Source organism: Paenibacillus sp. 2TAB19 (assembly GCF_052115185.1).
GTDB lineage: Bacteria > Bacillota > Bacilli > Paenibacillales > Paenibacillaceae > Pristimantibacillus.
Genome location: NZ_JBFRGE010000034.1, coordinates 15,486 through 32,741 on the forward strand (window position 1 = coordinate 15,486; position 17,256 = coordinate 32,741).

23 protein-coding genes are annotated in these 17,256 nt (G+C 45.6%); 22 read left to right on the top strand and 1 reads right to left on the bottom strand.

The features are described 5' to 3' along the window. Positions 1-107: 107 nt before the first annotated feature. A complete protein-coding gene (locus AB4Z33_RS16620) occupies positions 108-593 on the bottom strand; it encodes a DUF6998 domain-containing protein (RefSeq protein WP_442050971.1) in 486 nt (161 codons plus the stop codon). A gap of 96 nt (positions 594-689) precedes the next feature. Here AB4Z33_RS16620 and AB4Z33_RS16625 point away from each other — a divergent pair, with 96 nt between their 5' ends. The 22 genes from AB4Z33_RS16625 to AB4Z33_RS16730 all read left to right on the top strand — a co-directional run bounded on the left by AB4Z33_RS16625 (position 690) and on the right by AB4Z33_RS16730 (position 17,185). Further along, a complete protein-coding gene (locus tag AB4Z33_RS16625; protein WP_442050972.1) occupies positions 690-1,463 on the top strand; it encodes a DNA cytosine methyltransferase in 774 nt (257 codons plus the stop codon). A gap of 27 nt (positions 1,464-1,490) precedes the next feature. Beyond that, positions 1,491-1,670, top strand: coding sequence for a hypothetical protein (locus AB4Z33_RS16630; RefSeq protein WP_442050973.1), 180 nt, complete (start codon positions 1,491-1,493; stop codon positions 1,668-1,670). Positions 1,671-1,695: 25 nt separating this feature from the next. Next, the gene (locus AB4Z33_RS16635; RefSeq protein WP_442050974.1) at positions 1,696-1,932 is read left to right on the top strand and encodes a hypothetical protein; all 237 of its coding nucleotides are present in this window, start codon (positions 1,696-1,698) and stop codon (positions 1,930-1,932) included. Between the two features lie 25 nt (positions 1,933-1,957). After that, entirely contained in the window at positions 1,958-2,092 is a 135-nt protein-coding gene (locus tag AB4Z33_RS16640) for a hypothetical protein (protein ID WP_442050975.1), read from the top strand. A gap of 92 nt (positions 2,093-2,184) precedes the next feature. Further along, positions 2,185-2,556, top strand: coding sequence for a hypothetical protein (locus AB4Z33_RS16645; RefSeq protein WP_442050976.1), 372 nt, complete (start codon positions 2,185-2,187; stop codon positions 2,554-2,556). 737 nt (positions 2,557-3,293) lie between these two features. Beyond that, the gene (locus AB4Z33_RS16650; RefSeq protein WP_442050977.1) at positions 3,294-4,913 is read left to right on the top strand and encodes a hypothetical protein; all 1,620 of its coding nucleotides are present in this window, start codon (positions 3,294-3,296) and stop codon (positions 4,911-4,913) included. A 200-nt stretch (positions 4,914-5,113) separates the two neighbouring features. Next, complete coding sequence (locus AB4Z33_RS16655) at positions 5,114-5,863, top strand: hypothetical protein (RefSeq protein WP_442050978.1); 750 nt, start codon at positions 5,114-5,116, stop codon at positions 5,861-5,863. 77 nt (positions 5,864-5,940) lie between these two features. Beyond that, complete coding sequence (locus AB4Z33_RS16660) at positions 5,941-6,498, top strand: site-specific integrase (protein ID WP_442050979.1); 558 nt, start codon at positions 5,941-5,943, stop codon at positions 6,496-6,498. 301 nt (positions 6,499-6,799) lie between these two features. Beyond that, a complete protein-coding gene (locus AB4Z33_RS16665) occupies positions 6,800-7,327 on the top strand; it encodes a hypothetical protein (RefSeq protein ID WP_442050980.1) in 528 nt (175 codons plus the stop codon). Next, entirely contained in the window at positions 7,308-9,122 is a 1,815-nt protein-coding gene (locus AB4Z33_RS16670) for a phage terminase large subunit family protein (RefSeq protein WP_442050981.1), read from the top strand. The genes AB4Z33_RS16665 and AB4Z33_RS16670 overlap by 20 nt, the downstream gene beginning before the upstream one ends. Further along, a complete protein-coding gene (locus AB4Z33_RS16675) occupies positions 9,119-9,349 on the top strand; it encodes a peptidylprolyl isomerase (RefSeq protein ID WP_442050982.1) in 231 nt (76 codons plus the stop codon). Before AB4Z33_RS16670 ends, AB4Z33_RS16675 begins: the two co-directional genes overlap by 4 nt. Further along, positions 9,346-10,866 (top strand): phage portal protein, encoded by a 1,521-nt coding sequence (locus tag AB4Z33_RS16680; protein ID WP_442050983.1) that lies wholly within the window; start codon positions 9,346-9,348, stop codon positions 10,864-10,866. Before AB4Z33_RS16675 ends, AB4Z33_RS16680 begins: the two co-directional genes overlap by 4 nt. After that, positions 10,808-12,838 carry a prohead protease/major capsid protein fusion protein gene (locus tag AB4Z33_RS16685; protein ID WP_442050984.1) on the top strand — a complete coding sequence of 677 codons (2,031 nt, stop codon included), beginning with the start codon at positions 10,808-10,810 and terminating at the stop codon, positions 12,836-12,838. Before AB4Z33_RS16680 ends, AB4Z33_RS16685 begins: the two co-directional genes overlap by 59 nt. Beyond that, positions 12,838-13,098, top strand: coding sequence for a hypothetical protein (locus AB4Z33_RS16690; RefSeq protein WP_442050985.1), 261 nt, complete (start codon positions 12,838-12,840; stop codon positions 13,096-13,098). The genes AB4Z33_RS16685 and AB4Z33_RS16690 overlap by 1 nt, the downstream gene beginning before the upstream one ends. Further along, entirely contained in the window at positions 13,098-13,412 is a 315-nt protein-coding gene (locus tag AB4Z33_RS16695) for a hypothetical protein (protein ID WP_442050986.1), read from the top strand. The genes AB4Z33_RS16690 and AB4Z33_RS16695 overlap by 1 nt, the downstream gene beginning before the upstream one ends. Next, positions 13,409-14,002, top strand: coding sequence for a phage tail protein (locus tag AB4Z33_RS16700; protein ID WP_442050987.1), 594 nt, complete (start codon positions 13,409-13,411; stop codon positions 14,000-14,002). The genes AB4Z33_RS16695 and AB4Z33_RS16700 overlap by 4 nt, the downstream gene beginning before the upstream one ends. Further along, on the top strand, positions 13,999-14,433 hold the full coding sequence (locus tag AB4Z33_RS16705) for a hypothetical protein (protein WP_442050988.1): 435 nt from the start codon (positions 13,999-14,001) through the stop codon (positions 14,431-14,433). Before AB4Z33_RS16700 ends, AB4Z33_RS16705 begins: the two co-directional genes overlap by 4 nt. Next, positions 14,430-14,726, top strand: coding sequence for a hypothetical protein (locus AB4Z33_RS16710; protein ID WP_442050989.1), 297 nt, complete (start codon positions 14,430-14,432; stop codon positions 14,724-14,726). Before AB4Z33_RS16705 ends, AB4Z33_RS16710 begins: the two co-directional genes overlap by 4 nt. A gap of 12 nt (positions 14,727-14,738) precedes the next feature. Next, positions 14,739-16,199 (top strand): phage tail sheath family protein, encoded by a 1,461-nt coding sequence (locus tag AB4Z33_RS16715; RefSeq protein ID WP_442050990.1) that lies wholly within the window; start codon positions 14,739-14,741, stop codon positions 16,197-16,199. A gap of 15 nt (positions 16,200-16,214) precedes the next feature. Next, the gene (locus tag AB4Z33_RS16720) at positions 16,215-16,730 is read left to right on the top strand and encodes a phage major tail tube protein (protein ID WP_442050991.1); all 516 of its coding nucleotides are present in this window, start codon (positions 16,215-16,217) and stop codon (positions 16,728-16,730) included. 12 nt (positions 16,731-16,742) lie between these two features. Next, positions 16,743-17,033, top strand: a complete 291-nt coding sequence (locus AB4Z33_RS16725; protein ID WP_442050992.1) for a phage tail assembly protein — start codon at positions 16,743-16,745, stop codon at positions 17,031-17,033. 2 nt (positions 17,034-17,035) lie between these two features. After that, positions 17,036-17,185: a hypothetical protein gene (locus AB4Z33_RS16730; RefSeq protein WP_442050993.1), complete on the top strand. Its 150-nt coding sequence runs from the start codon at positions 17,036-17,038 to the stop codon at positions 17,183-17,185. Positions 17,186-17,256: the final 71 nt, after the last annotated feature.

Here is a 17,256-nt window from a genome sequence, read left to right on the forward strand (position 1 = left end):
TTGCGTGTTTTTCGTTTCATTACGATCACCATCCCTTTACGGGTTATTACGTGAAGGGGAATATAAATGTTTCGATGATGATGGACAGAACTGAATATTGAGGATCATCAGATCCTCAAATAAATGGTCCTAGTATTCTCAAGTAAATTCTTATTAACTGATAAGTTCCATGCTGCCATTCGACTATGCCAACGCTTATGCTCTAAGAATTGTAGCCAAGTGATTTCATTTATTCTCTGTAAATTCATATCTTCATCAAATAAAACTAGAATGACATATTCAAACTTCTGTTGGTCTGGCTCATCAGAACCAGGGTCGTTTAAGCCATAAAAAACACTAGTAGTATTGCTGGTAGAAGCTTTTATACTGTAACGCTCGCCATTGATACTAATGGCATCAATGTTCTTAGTCCCAGGTGGAGCGAATTGCAGTCTCGGAAGTCCGGGAGTTTTGTTGTAGTGATCAACTGCCAAGTATTCGCCGAGATCACCTACAACGTTTTTAGATCTTATTATTTTACGATCTTTGAGTTCTTTGATCACATTTCCGTATGTAGAAATTAAATTGCTATCAGATAGTCCTGAAATATCCAAGGTTTAAGGCATCCCCTTTGCATTTGCATTAATAATATTTTGAACTATTGGATAATTTCTGTCGAGTATTTTATTGGTTTATTAGTGAGGTGAAATATGAGGGCACTTAGTTTATTCAGCGGGATCGGCGGGATTGATCTGGCATGTGAGTGGGCTGGCATTGAAACGGTTGCCTTCTGCGAGCGCGAGCCATTCCCACAAAAGGTGCTGCGGAAGCACTGGCCGGACGTTCCAATATACGATGATGTTTGCACTTTAACGAAGGAGAGGTTAGAAGCTGATGGAATCGGGACAATTGAGCTTATTCACGGAGGATACCCTTGCCAGCCTTTCAGTAATGCCGGGCAGCGAAAGGGCAAGAGAGATGACCGTCACCTCTGGCCAGAGGTTAAGCGTTTATTACAAGAGATCAGACCCCGTTGGTTTATTGGCGAGAATGTTGCTGGGCACATCACATTGGGGCTCGACGAAGTGCTTGATGACTTGGACAGTATCGGTTACTCCACGCAAACGTTTAATATTCCAGCTCTTGCCGTCAACGCGGACCATGAGAGAGAACGGATTTTTATCGTTGCCCACACCAAATGCAAGGGATGGAAAAGGTTTCTACATGCTGAGCTTAATGCAAGCGAAGAATCGTATGCGCACTGGGCGTCAACTACACTGGATGCACGTCGCAATCCTATTGAAAGGATTGAGCAAAGCATTGGCCAACCCGCGCTTTTCGGAGGCGATGATGGGCTTTCCACAAGGATGGACCGAGGTAGAGTAATAAAGCAGCTTCAAGCATTGGGGAATGCAGTGAACCCTTATCAAATATATCCGATTGTAGCAGGAATTAAGCAGATCGATGATATGAACATTGAGTGAATACGGAAATAAATGGGAGGGTTTGGGGTGGAGCAGTTTCCAAGGCAGCCTAAGAATGAAAACGGGTGGGTTATATCAACCGAGTTCTTACGGGAAATTTCAGATGTTCTAAATAGACAATCTCATGAAGGGAATCTAAGTGATGCAGAACCTTCGTTGGAGCAGATTGAAATGGTATTGATGGCTTTAGAAGAAGTACAAAGCTGAATATTGAGGAACTTGGAGGTGCAGAATGGCACGACTAAAGTTTGAAATGTGGAAGGATCGTGACGGCAACATCATGTCACGGTTCACGGACGGAACTGGGAGCAGCACTGACTCATACTGGAGCAGCCCGCTAGCATCAATAGATCATGTCGGTCCGGAATACTTGCGGTACAACTATAGACATCCAAACGTTAAGAATGCAAACCATGAAGTATTCGTGAAGAAAAGATTCAAGGAAGAAGTCGCCAAGCTGCGCGGCTGAATGTCGAGGAACAAGGAGGCTAACAATGCAACCGGTTAAATGGACAAAAGAAGAATTGTGGGTTGCGCGCGACGATCAAGGGCGATTAATTCGTGTATTAGAAAAATCACCAGAAGAATTAGTAAAAGACGCCGAGAAATTAAGGCAAAAAGCAAAATGAAAAATCGCCTTCGGTTTCTGTTGGGGAACGGCACCGAGGGCGAATGTAAGTTCTCATCTTCTATTATACACAAAATAGAGAGGATGAGGGGAATGTTGGCAATGCAAATGGAATTTTTTGATGAAGCAGCGACGTCGGAGGAAATTGCTCAGGCCAAATCTCTTTTGAAACGATACAGGCGGTATAAAGATATAGCAGTTGAGCTTGAAAAAATAGCAACACTATCGGAAAAGCAAAGCTCAGCGTATAATACGTGCTTAAGAATTACACAAGCCGTCGAGCGGGCTGTCCGGCTGATTGTCGATCAAGAGATTCGGAAGGCGATTCAAATGCGGTTTATAGATGGTGCTCGTCGGAAAGAGGTTGTACGATTCTATCGTTTTATGGTCGCTTCTACAGTGGACCGGCGGATAAATAAAGGAATTGAGTCGGTCGCAAATAGTATCAAAATGTTTGAAGGTTAAAAACGCGTGTAAATTGCATGCAATATGCATCTACCTTGCTGGGAAAAAGCTAGAAAATAAGGGATACAGTAGAGTCAATAGATCGGAAACGATCGGGAAACTCCTGCTGTATCCCTTATCATTTGCAGGACTCGGCCACGCGGTGGGATCTTATTCCTTAGACGTTTAGCGTCAAGCGTGTGGTGTGAGGCGGGGTTAGATGCCCCTAACAAGGTTGACTTGTCCCTTGTTCAGTGCGCCGGATAAATCCGACCCGCTGAATAAAGGATAACGAGCTGTCCATAGCGGGCAGCTTTTTTACATTGGAGGGGTGACGATGGATAAACGATGTTCACCGCCACCCATCATCCAGCCGGCCAAATGCCGGGGCTGCTTATGGGGGCGCTGGCAGGAGACGGTACAATTTTGCAGTAGAGCGAAATGTCCGAAGGAAGAGAAAGCACAAACGATTGGGAGTTTTGTGATCAGAGGTGGTGTATTACGAGTCCCATACAAGTGAGAAACAGCAGTATGACCAGTATCGCGGTGCAGCAGCACAACGTGGTGACGATAGCAAATGGCGAAAAACTCGCATGGTATTCTTACGCAAGAAATTACTATGTTTAAATTTCTTGTGTAAATATATAAAAACTGCAAGAGATGGTGGGGGACTTGGAAATCAATTTCGATTAAGCATGTTCTAGATTAGCAGGATATGCTACATTATACCTACTAGAATTTGAATAGGTGGGCGTAAAGTGACATTTACTAAGTTTATTGGAGTTTTTGCGACCTATAGTGATTTGTTTGGTAAGAAATATGATGTAACAAAATTACAAAAATTGATAGGCGATCTTCCTTTTGATCCTTTGATAAATATTCTTTCACAATTCAGTTCTAATCAAAACGGGATTGACAACAAATTTATAAAAACCAATTTCATAGAGTTTTTGAGGGCAGCTGGCATTTCACATTTAGATTTAATTGAGGAGAAACTATCACAGCAAGTAATTTACAGCAAACAAGGAATACTGTCTGTTTGGAAGTGGATTCTAGCACACGGCGACCAAACAAAGACTGTTGATGAAATTCAAGTATGGCATGCTGCTAGTTTAATTATTTATTTAAATCTGATTACATCAGACTATTTGAATGATGAGAGAATGGACATTAATGAAATAAAGTATGATTTGTTTACTAATGTTTTTTTTAACTCGGAGCAACCTGTAAATGTAGCGCTCGCAAGAGCCGTTATTTTGTTTAATGATATTGCTCAAGAAGAAGATGGGTTTAATAAGAAGGAATATATTGATGTTCATGAAGCCTTCATTAATAAGTACGGGTACTCAATTAAAGATTACTTAGCTTCTGTTTTTTTGATATTCGCAGGATTTATAAAAAAAGATTCCGAGCTCGTAGCAAATTGGATTCGACCATCAAATTATTTCGGAAATACTAATATCCCTGAATTATCTCAAAAAATTTTAGAAGAGCTTTCAATTTCTGTCGACGAAGCACGGGAATGGTCATTATCTACATTAAACGAACCATGGAATTATACATTGTTTCGGCAGAGACCGATTCTAACATTGACTGACGGAAGTTTTATGCCTATAAGTTTAGTGTTTTTATTTGAAACCGTCTTTAGTGAGCTTTACTTTAAGATACGTCATTCTTTTCCGAGTGAAAACACACAAGTAATTAGCTTTTTTGGGCGGTGTTTTGAACGTTATATTGAAACAATTGCTACTCAAGCAGTAAACTTATCTACTTTGCCATATGAATATATAAAAGAGTTTCACTTTGGTAAGAGAAGATCACCTGATGCAATGATTCGTCTCGGGAATAAACTTTTAGTAATTGAAGCCAAAGTTCGAAGATTAAGCATGGATTCGTTAATAAATCCAACTAAGGAGTCAATTGATAAAGATATCAACAGAATGGTCATCACACCTTTAAAACAGCTGCATAATTGCTTGATGGAGCTAAAGAACATCGATCATCCTGTACTCAAGGGTGTAGATGAAATTCACTTGATGTCTGTAACATATGGAGCCTTTCCCTCCCTTCCACCTTTTGAAGAAGAAATTAATAACAGCTTAATTGAGCATTTTGAGATTCCAGTCAGGGGTCATTATCATCTTGATATTGAGGAATTTGAATTGTTAGCTGAATTGATGAGTAGAAGGAATGCAGCTCCTGTTTTTAAATATCTTGATAACAAGACACGATTGATGAAAAATATGTCTTTTAAGAATTTTTTATTTTCAAGTAATTTAAGACCTAGAATCTTCGGCCCAATTAAACATAAATTAGATATAATATTAAATGAAATTAGTGATATTGCTATTGGTCCTCGGGATGAAAAAAATCAATGAAAGATGTTTAACCTCCATGTTTTGGAGGGTTTTTTACCCCCTCCCTCCGAGTCTTTAAAAAAATGAATACGATAAGAAAGACTGCGGGGGACTCAAAATGAAAGAATGATCCCTATATAAGATTGAATATGAGAGATAGTGTTGGAAAAACATCCCTTCAAATAGTATATTAATTGTAACAATTGTTGGGGGGAAGAAACTTGTCTATTAATAACACATTTCGAAAGCAAATTGAAGATTGTTTAGTAACACCTTTTTTTGATTCAGAGGATTTTGATATAAAATCACATACAGATGCTAAAAATACGCTCGTTGTGACTGTTGTATTTAGAACTGTTGATGCCTTCAACATTCAAATAGTTAAATATAAAGACGGAACTATAAACCTCTCACGCCGCCCCGGTGAAATTACTGCAACTGAAAGTGGAATTAGTTTAACGGGGAATATGGAAATATTATCTGAAATAAAAAAATGGACGAGACTTCTTGAGGATGAGTTGAAGGCTCTACCAGAAATAAAAGCTATAGAACGTCATAAACAAGAAGTAAATGAAAGAATGGATGAGGTTAATAAAGCTTTGTCATCTATTCAAGACAGTAGTTTTACAAAGGAAGAAGCAGAACAGTTAATCAAAAAAGTAGAACGTCTTGAGGATGAGTTTATTAGAAAATTAGAAGAACAAATTTCAGATCAAGCTAAATTAAGAACTGAACTTGATAAATTTAATAAAGAGATTACTTTCTTAAAATCACAAGTAGAAGTTTTATCCAAAAGTAATTGGATAAAAACCTTTGCTTTAAAATCGTTTAATTGGGGAAAAAGAAATCCAAAGGCAGTTCGAGCACTAGGTGGTATGGCGTATGATTTACTTCCACAATCATTTAGAGATTCCGTGCCACAAGAAGTAATTGATATGGTAGGATCAGATGGTGAAAGTACTACTGAATAGTGATTCTTAGAGCATCCTAACGGGTGCTTTTTTTTATATGAAAGTAAAATATATGGAATTATGGAGGAGGTGAGGAATTGAATACTGTACAGCCAATCAGAAAGCCAGAACTTATAGAGGAGATCAAAGCATATCTTGAGGAAAGGAGTGAACGTGACCACTTCTTGTTTGTAATGGGAATAAATATTGGTCTTCGGATTACTGATATGCTTAGCTTCAAAGTAAGGGACGTCAGGGGGAAAGATGAAATACCCCTACGTGAACGTAAGACTGGTAAGGAGAAGCTTATCCCGATCAACCCAAAGTTAAAACGGGCAATCGCAAAGTATACAAAGGAAATGAAACCAAATGACTACTTATTCTCATCACGCCAACGCGATGGTAATAATCTAGCAAAACCTATCACAAGAGAAAGAGCGTATCAGATTCTTCAAGACGTTGCAGAACATTTCAAGTTAGAGCGAATTGGTACTCATAGTTTGAGGAAAACCTACGGACTACATTTGTATGAGAAGACGAAGGATATTGCGCTTCTGATGTATATTTTCAATCACTCTACTGAAGCCATAACACTCCGATATATAGGTAAAAACCAGGAGTCATACAGTAAGGCTATGAGCTCGTTTGGGTTGTGAGCTTCACTCATTGAGGACTTGTTAAACTCATTCGTACGAGTCATGAGATTGTCAGTATTGATGCGGCTCTAAAGGGGAATGCGAGCTTAACACTTTATAAGATATGTGAAACTCAAGCAGGCTTTTGGCGCTCGAAGTATGCATTAAAACCTACGAGCCCAATAGTGGCGCGGTGTCTCGGGTTTTGAGGCCTTGGGTCCTTCCCCGGGGGTGGGCGGGGTGCGGGTTCGCGTGAGCCCGAAATCTCACCGAGTTTATAAAAAATTGCACATAGGGCATTGTGCAAAAGGAGGGGGTTGAATTGGCCGGTAAAACGGGTACGAAAATGATCGATGAAGCCTTGTGTATCAGTACTTCCGCGCTATGTGATGTACTGAACATTCACCGCAATACACTTGCACAATGGACGAAGGCTGGGATGCCCAAAAAGGCTAATGGATGGTATGACCTGAAAGTCACGGTCAATTGGGTCATGGAGAACCGTGGAGTCAAGAAGACGCCGGAAGCTGAAGAGGATATGACTTTGTCACAGCAGAAGCTTTTTTACGAGGCCAAATTAAAGGAGCAGCAAGCGGATGCGGCAACGTTGAAGAATGCTATCTCTAAAGGTGAATATATCAATCGAGAAGACGTTGTGAGCGAGCTGCAGCGTTTTTTTGTTACCCTCAAACGGTCATTGACGGGATATAGTCGTAGAATTGCAATGGATGTTGCACCGTATGTTGAGCCGGATCAAGTGAGGGTAATCGAACAAACGATAGCAGATTCGACGAATGATGCGTTGCTTCAGCTTTCCGTTCGGGGCGTCTATGATGCAAAAAAACATTGAATGGACAGAATGGCTATCGGCTTCTTTACAAATTTTGAAGCCGCCAGAGAAAATGACCGTCTCTGAATGGGCCGATCGTCACCGTATTCTGGATAGTAAAACATCAGCTGAGCCCGGGCGTTGGTCGACAGATCGAACACCTTATCTACGTGGTGTCATGGATGCATTCACTGATCCGCGAATTGAAGAGATTGTCTTCGTGAAACCGACTCAAGTCGGAGGGACGGAAGGTCTCAACAACATGTTCGGTTATGTTGTCGCTCAGGACCCAAGCCCTTCACTCGTCGTATACCCGATGCTGGAGCTGGCCGAACACGTATCCAAGAACAGAATTCAACCGATGTTGCAGCTGAGTCCAGCTTTGAACGAGCGATATAAAAATGACGATAGTAAGATGCTCGAGCTGCAATTTGATGGCATGTATGCCATTATCGCCGGAGCAAATAGCCCCGCATCGCTTTCGAGCCGGGCAATTCGTTATCTTTTTATGGACGAGGTTGACAAGTACCCAAAGAACGCCGGGAAAGAAGCAGATCCCCGGGCGCTCGCTAGGGAGCGGACAAAGACATTCCCGCACAACAAGAAGATTATTCAGACTTCGACGCCGACGCTCAAAAACGGACCGATCTGGCAGGCTTGGGAAAAGGTCGATGTTCAACTTCATTATTACGTGCCATGTCCGCATTGCGCTCACTTCGATATCTTCACGATGAAGCAAATTAAATTTGATTCTTCGCTACCTAGGGAAGAGGTTCGAGCGACGGCTTACTACGAGTGTGCTAGCTGCAACCAGCCTATTCGGGACATGCATAAACCGCAGATGCTTAGAGACGGGGAATGGCGAACAAAAGATGGATCGACAAAGCCAGGGAATAAAACCGGCTTCCACTTGAACGCCATTTATAGTCCATGGTTGCGGTTTGGCGATGTGGCATATGAGTTCCTTTCTTCAAAACGTTCGCCGGAGGAGCTAATGAACTTTATCAATAGCTGGCTCGCAGAACCTTGGGAAAACACACAGATCAAGATGAACAGCAGCAAGGTGCTTGAGCGGACAAGTGGTTATGATGAGGGCGTTGTACCTGATCGCACATTATTGCTGACTGCTGGTGTTGACGTTCAGAAGGACCGTTTCTATTATACGATTCGCGCATGGGGAGAGGGCATGACGAGCCAAAACATTCGTCATGGCGTTGTTGAAACGTGGACCCAGATCGAAGAAGTGATGAATATATCGTATTGCGGTAGAGACGGGACAGAGTATTTCGTTAATCTGTGCGCAATCGATTCCGGATACAATGCCGATGATACCTATGATTTCTGCCAGCGGAACAGTGAATGGTCCGTAGCAGTTAAAGGTTCATCGAACGAGCTCCCTACGAAATATCGGTTAACCAAAATCGACCGAGAAGAACGCGGCATGTACGGTATTTCTTTATATTTGGTCTATGGCGGGTATTACAAGGATTTTATTGCCAATCGCATTGTTCGTGACCCCAATGAACCAGGAGGCTGGTTCATTTATGAAGGTTGCGATCAAGAGTATGCGGAGCAAGTAACAGCTGAGGAAAAAGTGATTGAAAAGCGAGGTAGTCGTGAATTTGAAGTGTGGCGGCCTAAGACGTCGCATGCTGACAACCACTATCTCGACTGTGAAGTATATGCGGCTTTTGCTGCGGATTGCCTCGGTATTCGTTATATGCGCTACGAGCAGAGACCAGAGCAGAAAGAACAGCTAAAGAAACAGCCGGAACACCAACAGAAGAAATGGAAAGGCGGGGATTCGTGGTTATGAGTGCAATTGAGGATCGCTTAACACTTTTAAGAGAACAGCTGACGGATGTCCGGACTGCAATAAGCGCTATTCTCGGCGGAGCTCAAGAGTATCGGGTTGGGAGCCGGAGCATCAAACGGGCGGACCTTGGGCTGCTTTACCAAGAACAACGGCGGCTCGAGAGCGAGATACAAGCGCTTGAATCGGGCGGAGGCATATTCCGTCTTGTTCAATTTGAAGGGAGGTGAAGAAATTGAATTGGATCGATCGCTCCATAGCAAGCGTTAGCCCTCGCTGGGCATATAAACGGTTGGCATGGCGAAACGCAATGAATGTATTTGATGCCGGCGGCCGAGGTCGTTTGAATCAAGGGTGGAATCCAACATCAGCACCGAATGAACAGCGGAAACAAGCAGAGCGGGCAATTATTCGAGCGCGGGCGCAAGATTTGGAGCACAATAGCGATATCGCAGCAGGGATCCTACAAGCTTTTGAACGGAATGTAACGGGGACAGGAATCATGCTGCAAGCAAAAATTCCTGAAAAAGTACTCGGAAACGCTGATGGCAAGTTGAATCAGCAGATCGAAAGCTTGTGGAAGGAATACGTTAAAGCGGAAAACATCGACATCACAGGTACGCAATCGCTCGAAGAGATGGCAGATATGATTATTCGCCGTTACATCGTTGATGGCGGTATCTTTGCTGTCAAAGTGTACGTGAAAGACAGTGACTTTCCCTTTAAGTTGCAATTGCGATCGGTAGATGAGTTGAATTCGCTTGTTACCTTGGGGGATGGGCGCCGAATTGTGGAGGGCGTCGAACTGGACGAGTTTAACCGCCCAATCGCCTATCATTTCAAAAAAACTGATGGATATTTCGCGAATCCTGCTGAATCGGTCCGTATTCCAGCCAAAGACGTCATCTTTCTATTTAAGAAGTCGAATCCGCAGCAGGTCCGCGAAGTTTCGCAGCTCGTGACGGCGCTCCCTCGTATCCGCGACGCGAATCAGTTTATTGAGGCGGTCTCGATTAAGGAGCGAGTGCTGGCATGTATGGCGGTTTTTATCAAAAAAGACACGCCTCAAGGCGGTATTGGTCGAGGTGTACGCAGTAGTGATTCTTCGCAGATCGATTACAATGGCGTTACATTGTCGCCAGGCATGATCGGCGAACTGAATCCAGGCGATGAAGTGCAAACGGTCATTCCAGCGGGGCAGGCGTCGAACTCGAAAGAGTTTATTACAACACTCGTTCGCATGATTGCTGCGGGGCTTGGGCTCAGTTACGAGGCAGTTTCCCGCGATTTATCGCAGGTTAACTATTCGTCTGCTCGTCAGGGATTGATTGAGGACCGTAAGCTGTATAAAAAGCTTCAGAAAATGATGATTGACCGCATCCTAAGCCCTGTCTATCTTGAGTTCCTGGATGCGATGTACTTGTCAGGTATGCTCGAATTGCCGGGATACGCGAAAAACAAGAACCAATATATATCGCATGTCTGGGTACCGCCGGGCAATACATGGATTGACCCGCTGAAAGAAGCGAATGCGAACAAAGCGGCGCTTGAATCTAACCAAGACACACTAGCTCGCATTTGTGCGGAACGCGGTGAGGACTGGCGGGATGTCATCGCGCAGCGCGCTGCTGAAGTGAAGTTGATTAAAGAGCTAGTAGGCGATCAGTCAGGGAAGGAGAATGAATTGAGTGACGAAGAATCAGAAATCGACGATGATGAGAACGAACTTGCCGAAAACGCTGCATAGGTCGGCTGAGCCTCCGCCCGAACAGTTAACACGGACACTTACCTTTAGTCGTGACACGGTAAATGTTGAACAACGAACAGCGGAGCTCTCTTTTTCATCGGAAGCACCGTATGAACGGTACTTCGGTAACGAAGTTTTAAGCCATGACCCCGGCGCGATTGACCTTCAAAGGTTAGTTGATGTCGGGGTTTTGTTATTCGCCCATGGTCGCGATGCGAACTATGGCCGTATGCCGATCGGCGTCATTCAAAAAGTTTGGTTGGATGAAACTGAGAAGAAAGCACGCGCACTCGTCCAGTTTGATGATGACGAAGACAGCGAGAAAGTTTTCCAAAAGGTAAAGAAAGGCGTAATTAAAGGTGTTTCGGTGGGCTACTCGGTCTCGTCTTGGGAAGAAGTGAAGGCTGGCAAAATGTCTGCAAACGGTCGCCATGCCGGGCCTGCATATGTTGCGCTAAAGTGGCAACCATTTGAAATTAGCATCGAACCCACGCCGGCCGATCCATCCGTCGGCGTTGGTCGAAGCCATAATCATAACGAAAGCGAGGATGACGAAATGAAAGGTTTGAAGATGATTGCGCTGACCGCACAAGGATTAATGCATGCACCAGATACCGGAGCGACAGGTGGAGCGGGGGCAAGCCCAGAAGGTGCAGGAACAAGAAGTGCTGCACCTCCAGCTGTTGACCCTGCACAACAAGCATTGACTGCTGAACGTACACGAGTAACTGAGATTAACTCGTTGTGCCGTGACTTCGGGATCGATGCAACTTCGTACATCGAGAATGGTAGCTCAGTCGATATCGTAAAGAGCGCCATTCTTCAGAAACAATTGGAGGAGCGACAACCGCAGCGGTCTGGCGTGCAACATGGTCAGGACGAACGTGACAAGTTCCGTGCAGCTGCAACGGATGGTTTGCTCATGCGTGCAGCTCGTAAAGTGGACAAGCCAGCTCCAGGAGCGGGTGAGTTCAGAGGACTCCGCTTGCGCGACTTGGCTGTCGAATGTTTGGTTCGTGCTGGTGAGTCAGGCGCTCATTTGCTTCGAGACGAAGAATTGCTGAAGCGCGCATTAAGCCCAGATAGCACCTTCCAAGGGATTATTTCTGACGCAGCGAACAAAACGCTTTCGCAAGCCTACCAGGAAGCGCCGACAACGTTCCAATACTGGACAGGCAAGGGGTCAAATTCTGATTTTAAGGGTGCCGAGCATTACCGTATTTCGGAAGCAGGCAATTTAGAGCTTCTTGCCCAAAACGGTGTGATTCCGTTTGACACACCGATGAAAGATGAAAAAGTGTCGAAAGCAGTTCTTACTTATGCGAAGTCATGGGGCTTCACACGGGAAGCGTTCATTAACGATGATCTCGATATGCTCTCGAAAGTGCCTGCTGCGTACGTGATTGCAGCTAAACGCGGCGTAAATGCGCTTGTTTATAAAACGCTTGCAACAAATCCGCTTATTTTTGACAACAAAAACCTGTTCCACGCTGATCATAACAATCTGGGCACGCCGGGGCGGATCAATACGGAAACGATGTCCGAAGGTCGCAAGAAGATGCGCACGCAAAAAGGCATTCGTGGGGAAAATACGTTGAATATCTCCCCTCGATACTTGCTTGTTCCGGCTGATCTTGAGACAGATGCTTCGCAGTACATGCGCTCTGAAGCAGATCCGAACGGGTCTCATAGTGGCGTTGTGAACGTGTTCCGAAATTCCTATGAAATCATCGTTGACGCCGAGCTGGACCAATACTCCGAAACGGCTTGGTACCTTGCTGCTGACTCGAACATTGCCGACACAATCGAGGTCACGTACCTCCGTGGACAAGAAGAGCCGACACTTGAGACGGATATTCCGTTTGATCGCCTCGGCATGAACTTCCGCATTTATTTCGATTATGGCGTAACGCTGCTTGATAGCAGAGGCATGTTTAAAAATGCTGGCGTTGCCCCAGGAGGTGGCGCATAATGCGAGTTCTAAAAGAGCCATTGAACCACGCTGGAAGACTCTATATGCCTGGTGAAAGTGTCCGAGGGCTGCCGACTGAAGTCATCTTATCGCTTGAAGAGGCGGGGCATTTAACGGATTCTGTTGATGATTCGGAAGAGATACCGGACGAAGAACCGAAAGGGGATTCTCCCGAAGACGACGAGGATCCAGAGGCGGATGCCAGCGGAAGCGAAAATGAACCCAAACCGCCTAGCCAGAGGCGCGGAAGCGGCAGGTAATGAAGAGCTTCAAGGACTTTGTTCGGGATGATGTGGGCACGTTTGTTAATTTAAATGAATTCGCTGATATGCATACCGTCGACGGAAGAGAAGTTCGCGTGCTTATTGATGATTATACGGAAGACGAACACCCTCTGAGCTATGCAGAGGGTGTTTCTGTTGTTCAGAAAAAAGCTTTTTTCATTGCGGCCGACTTCACTTTTAGACCGCGTGAAGGCATTTTCATGATGATTGACGGAAAGTCTTACCTCGTTAGACGTGTATCTGACGAAATGGGGTTGTATGTTGTATTGCTGGAGGCGAATGTCGATTGAGGGTAGAAGGGATACGCGAAGCGCTCAAGGGAGCTAAGGCTCTCAAGAACAAGATGCAGCCTACAGCTGGCTTAGCTCTTAATCGTGTCGGTGAAGGCGTTATAACTGAAGCCAACCGTAAAGTTAGAGAAACCTATAACATCAAAGCCGCAGACGTGAAGAGCACACTTCGAATCGTGTATTCCTCGCCCGATGATGGCGAAGTAATTATTAAGGGCAGCGGACCAAACCTTCCGTTGCCTACCTTCAAAGTTACTCCTAAGACCTGGAACTACCGAAAGCCTAAAGGAGTGAAAGTCGCGGTCCGCCGTGGAGATGCAAAGGCGATTAAGTCTGCATACATTCGTGCCAATGACGGAAAAGTCAGGGTTATGACGCGGGTACATCCAACCGGGCAAGGGCCAAAGCGCGAGAAAAACGCGAAAGGCGATTATCCTGAGCTTCCCGTCAAAGAACTACGCGGTACAGCGGTGCCGGTCATGTTGAATGAGCCGCAGGTTATCAAGCACGTACAGTCAGAAGCTAAAGACCGGATGCGCAAGCGGATGGATCACGAGGTTAAACGTCTACTTGGAGGTTTTGATTCATGACACCAACGTTGCTATCGAAAGAAATCAAAGACTTTATCAAGAAGCTATTCAGCGATGCAGCTACCGTGAAGCCTGCTGTTTATGAGGGTTATTTGCCTAAGAGGACAGTCGAAAACCAAGATGAACCGGATTATCCGTTTGTTTTGGTTCGAATGACTAAGGGAAGGCAGACCGAAGATGCACATGCGGTCATAGTAAAGCTCATTGTAGGTGTGAAGGCAGCCGACGAGGCTGAATTTCTCAACGCACTGAACGTCATGGATCGAATACGCATCGCGTTCTCTCGTCAGCGGGTTATCGCTGGACAGTTTAGGCATGAGCTGCCGCTCGATTGGGAGCTATTTGAGGAACAACCGCATCCGGAATATCTCGGCCAAGTAATAATGAACTGGACGCTACCAAGCGTCACAGAGGAGGTAGAAGGCATTTGAGTGATAAAGAAGAAGGACAACAGCAGGCTGCTCCAAGGGAAAAGAAGAGTACTCCGAAGCAAAAGGTAGCGGAGCAGTTGATTTACGTAGGTCCAACGTTGTCAGGCGGGCTGCTGGCACAGTACACGGTATTCCGCGGCGGTTTGCCTGCCAACCTGCAGAAACGGATTGAGCAAGAACCGGCGATCGGGGAAATGATCGTCCCTGTTGGCGCCCTAGCGTCGACAAACAACAAAATTAAGCAAGCGGGCAGCGCGGAACAAATCGCGTACAGTTCGCTCGCTACGAAGTAGGAGGCCAATATAATGACATATGCTCACGGCGTCACGGTAAGCGAGCAGTCTCGCTCCGTGCTTGCTCCAACGCAAATCCCTTCGGCCATTCCGGTCGTCATCGGCACGGCACCAATCAACCTTTCAACGGCAGCTACCCTGCCTGTTAACGTGCCAATACTCGCCCGCACATTCGCGGAGGCAGCAGCGGCGCTTGGTTATTCCGATGATTTCGCATCATATACCCTTTGTGAAGTAATGGATAGCCATTTCCGCCATTTCGGTCTCGCTCCGGTCGTGTTTATCAACGTGTTGGATCCAGCAGAGCATAAGACAACGGTCGTTCCTGCTAGCGTGCCTATGGATGCAGGCGTTCTAACGTTAAATGTACAAGGCGTACTGCTTAGCACGGTGGTCGTTAAATCGTCGGATGGAACGACGACTTATGTGAAAAACACCGACTATTCAGCAGCTTTTAACGACGCTGGAATGATCATCATCACGCGCAAGGCATCTGGTGCGATTCCGTTGAACGCTGCAACGCTGCAAGTCGGTTACGACAAGCTAAATCCCGTTGCCGTGGACGGTACTGACATCATCGGCGGCGTTGACGGAAGCAGTGGCAAGCTAACAGGCTTGGAGCTCATCAACCAAGTGTTTCCGCGCTTCGGGATCGTTCCGAACCTTCTGCTTGCACCGGGATATTCGACAGATCCGACAGTCGCTGCGGTCATGGTCGCTAAAGCAACCAACATCAACGGCCATTTCAAAGCATTCGCGCTGACGGACCTGCCAACCGGTTCCGGTGGCGTGGACGTGTTTACCGAGGCGGGAGACTGGAAAGCTGATAACAACTATACGGCGCCGCAGCAGTCCGCGCTATGGCCGAAGGCTACGTATAAGGGTAAACAATATCACCTTTCGACGAGGCTGGCCGGCGCGATCGGCGCTACAGATGCACTATATGGCGGCATTCCATATGCTTCGCCGTCTAATAAGGATCTCAAAATAGACGGCACGGTGTTGTCTGACGGTTCGGAAGTATTCCTTGGGCAGGACCAGGCGCTCGCACTTAATGCGCAAGGGGTTACGACAGCGATAAACTTCGTCGGTGGATGGAAGTCGTGGGGGAATCATACAGGGGCGTTTCCGGACAGTGCTGAGCCAAAGGATTCATTCATATCGGTACGGCGTATGTTCGATTGGGTTTCGAACTCAATCGTACTTACCTACTGGAGCAAAGTAGACGACCCAATGAGCAAGCGACTTATTGAAACGATCACTGATTCGCTTAATATTTGGCTCAACGGCTTAACGGCGAGCGGAGCACTTCTAGGTGGACGTGTGGAGTTTAACGCTTCTGAGAATTCTCAAGGGGATATCCTTACAGGTAAGCTTCAATTCCACGTATTTCTGACGCCACCGTCGCCAGCTCAAGAAATCAATTTCACTCTCGAGTACGATCCGAGCTATCTCGGCTCTCTTGTAGGGTAAGGAGGCCAAACTAAGATGAAGATTCCTGAGAAGATCACTGGTTATTCCGTTTACTTAGACGGTTCGACGTACCTTGGCGTTGCTGACGTCGAGTTGCCTAGTCTTGAGGCGTTAACGGAAACAATTAAAGGCGCGGGTATTGCGGGTGAAATTGATTCGCCTACGATCGGTCATTATGGCAGCATGAGTTGCACACTAAACTGGCGTACGATCGATCCGGCAGCTATCAAGCTGTCAGCTCCAAAATCTCACGCTATCGATTTTCGCGCAGCGCAGCAGACGCTTGATTCGGCTACTGGAAATTACAGCACTACACCGACCAAAGTTTCGGTTCGTGCTACTCCAAAGTCACTTTCGCTCGGTAAGTTTGAGGTCGGAGCTACTACAGACACCTCGAACGAATTTGAGGTGACGTATCTGAAGGTTATTGTTGACGGCAAGGTTTGGATTGAGATTGATAAATTTAATTCCATTTGCATTATTGACGGCGTCGATTATCTTGCAGCTGAGCGCGCAGCGCTCGGAAAATAAGGGAGGATCACTATGGAAATTTATACATTACAAAAACCGATTAACGACGGTGATGAAACAATTACGGAGCTTGAACTGGATTTTGACAACATGGATGCAGAAGACATCCTTGCAGCAGATCGTCAGTACAACGTACAAGCGGCAAAAAATAATGACTTCGCTCCTATAAAGGAGCTTGCAAAGCCGTATCTCGCACTTATCGTTGCAAAGGCAGCAAAGCAACCGGTTGAAGTTATCTACAAGCTGAAAGCAAAAGATTTCTCCAAGGTCACGATGTTGGCACAAAATTTTTTGCTCGGTTAGGATTGGCAGACAATGAAGGGGGGCGATTGCTGCGAAAGCTGATCGCCTCCCTTTCTTCGGCTTTAAGCACTCCAATCCCCTACTTTATGAAGCTGCCTCTCGAAGAGCTTTATGAGTGGGCAGAAGCTGCTAAGAAGCCGAAAGCGAGGTGAAGTAGTTGGCTAGCGGTAAGGTTTATAAAATAGCCTTCGAGTTGGCAGCAAAGCTAGAGGGTAGTTATACA

Bases quoted from the DNA above. Each gene is read 5' to 3' on its own strand.
- AB4Z33_RS16625 (WP_442050972.1), top strand. From the start codon at position 690: ATGAGGGCACTTAGTTTATTCAGCGGGATCGGCGGGATTGATCTGGCA.
- AB4Z33_RS16725 (WP_442050992.1), top strand. From the start codon at position 16,743: ATGGAAATTTATACATTACAAAAACCGATTAACGACGGTGATGAAACA.
- AB4Z33_RS16675 (WP_442050982.1), top strand. From the start codon at position 9,119: ATGAGTGCAATTGAGGATCGCTTAACACTTTTAAGAGAACAGCTGACG.
- AB4Z33_RS16715 (WP_442050990.1), top strand. From the start codon at position 14,739: ATGACATATGCTCACGGCGTCACGGTAAGCGAGCAGTCTCGCTCCGTG.
- AB4Z33_RS16690 (WP_442050985.1), top strand. From the start codon at position 12,838: ATGCGAGTTCTAAAAGAGCCATTGAACCACGCTGGAAGACTCTATATG.
- AB4Z33_RS16705 (WP_442050988.1), top strand. From the start codon at position 13,999: ATGACACCAACGTTGCTATCGAAAGAAATCAAAGACTTTATCAAGAAG.
- AB4Z33_RS16720 (WP_442050991.1), top strand. From the start codon at position 16,215: ATGAAGATTCCTGAGAAGATCACTGGTTATTCCGTTTACTTAGACGGT.
- AB4Z33_RS16635 (WP_442050974.1), top strand. From the start codon at position 1,696: ATGGCACGACTAAAGTTTGAAATGTGGAAGGATCGTGACGGCAACATC.
- AB4Z33_RS16670 (WP_442050981.1), top strand. From the start codon at position 7,308: ATGATGCAAAAAAACATTGAATGGACAGAATGGCTATCGGCTTCTTTA.
- AB4Z33_RS16640 (WP_442050975.1), top strand. From the start codon at position 1,958: ATGCAACCGGTTAAATGGACAAAAGAAGAATTGTGGGTTGCGCGCGAC.
- AB4Z33_RS16695 (WP_442050986.1), top strand. From the start codon at position 13,098: ATGAAGAGCTTCAAGGACTTTGTTCGGGATGATGTGGGCACGTTTGTT.
- AB4Z33_RS16645 (WP_442050976.1), top strand. From the start codon at position 2,185: ATGTTGGCAATGCAAATGGAATTTTTTGATGAAGCAGCGACGTCGGAG.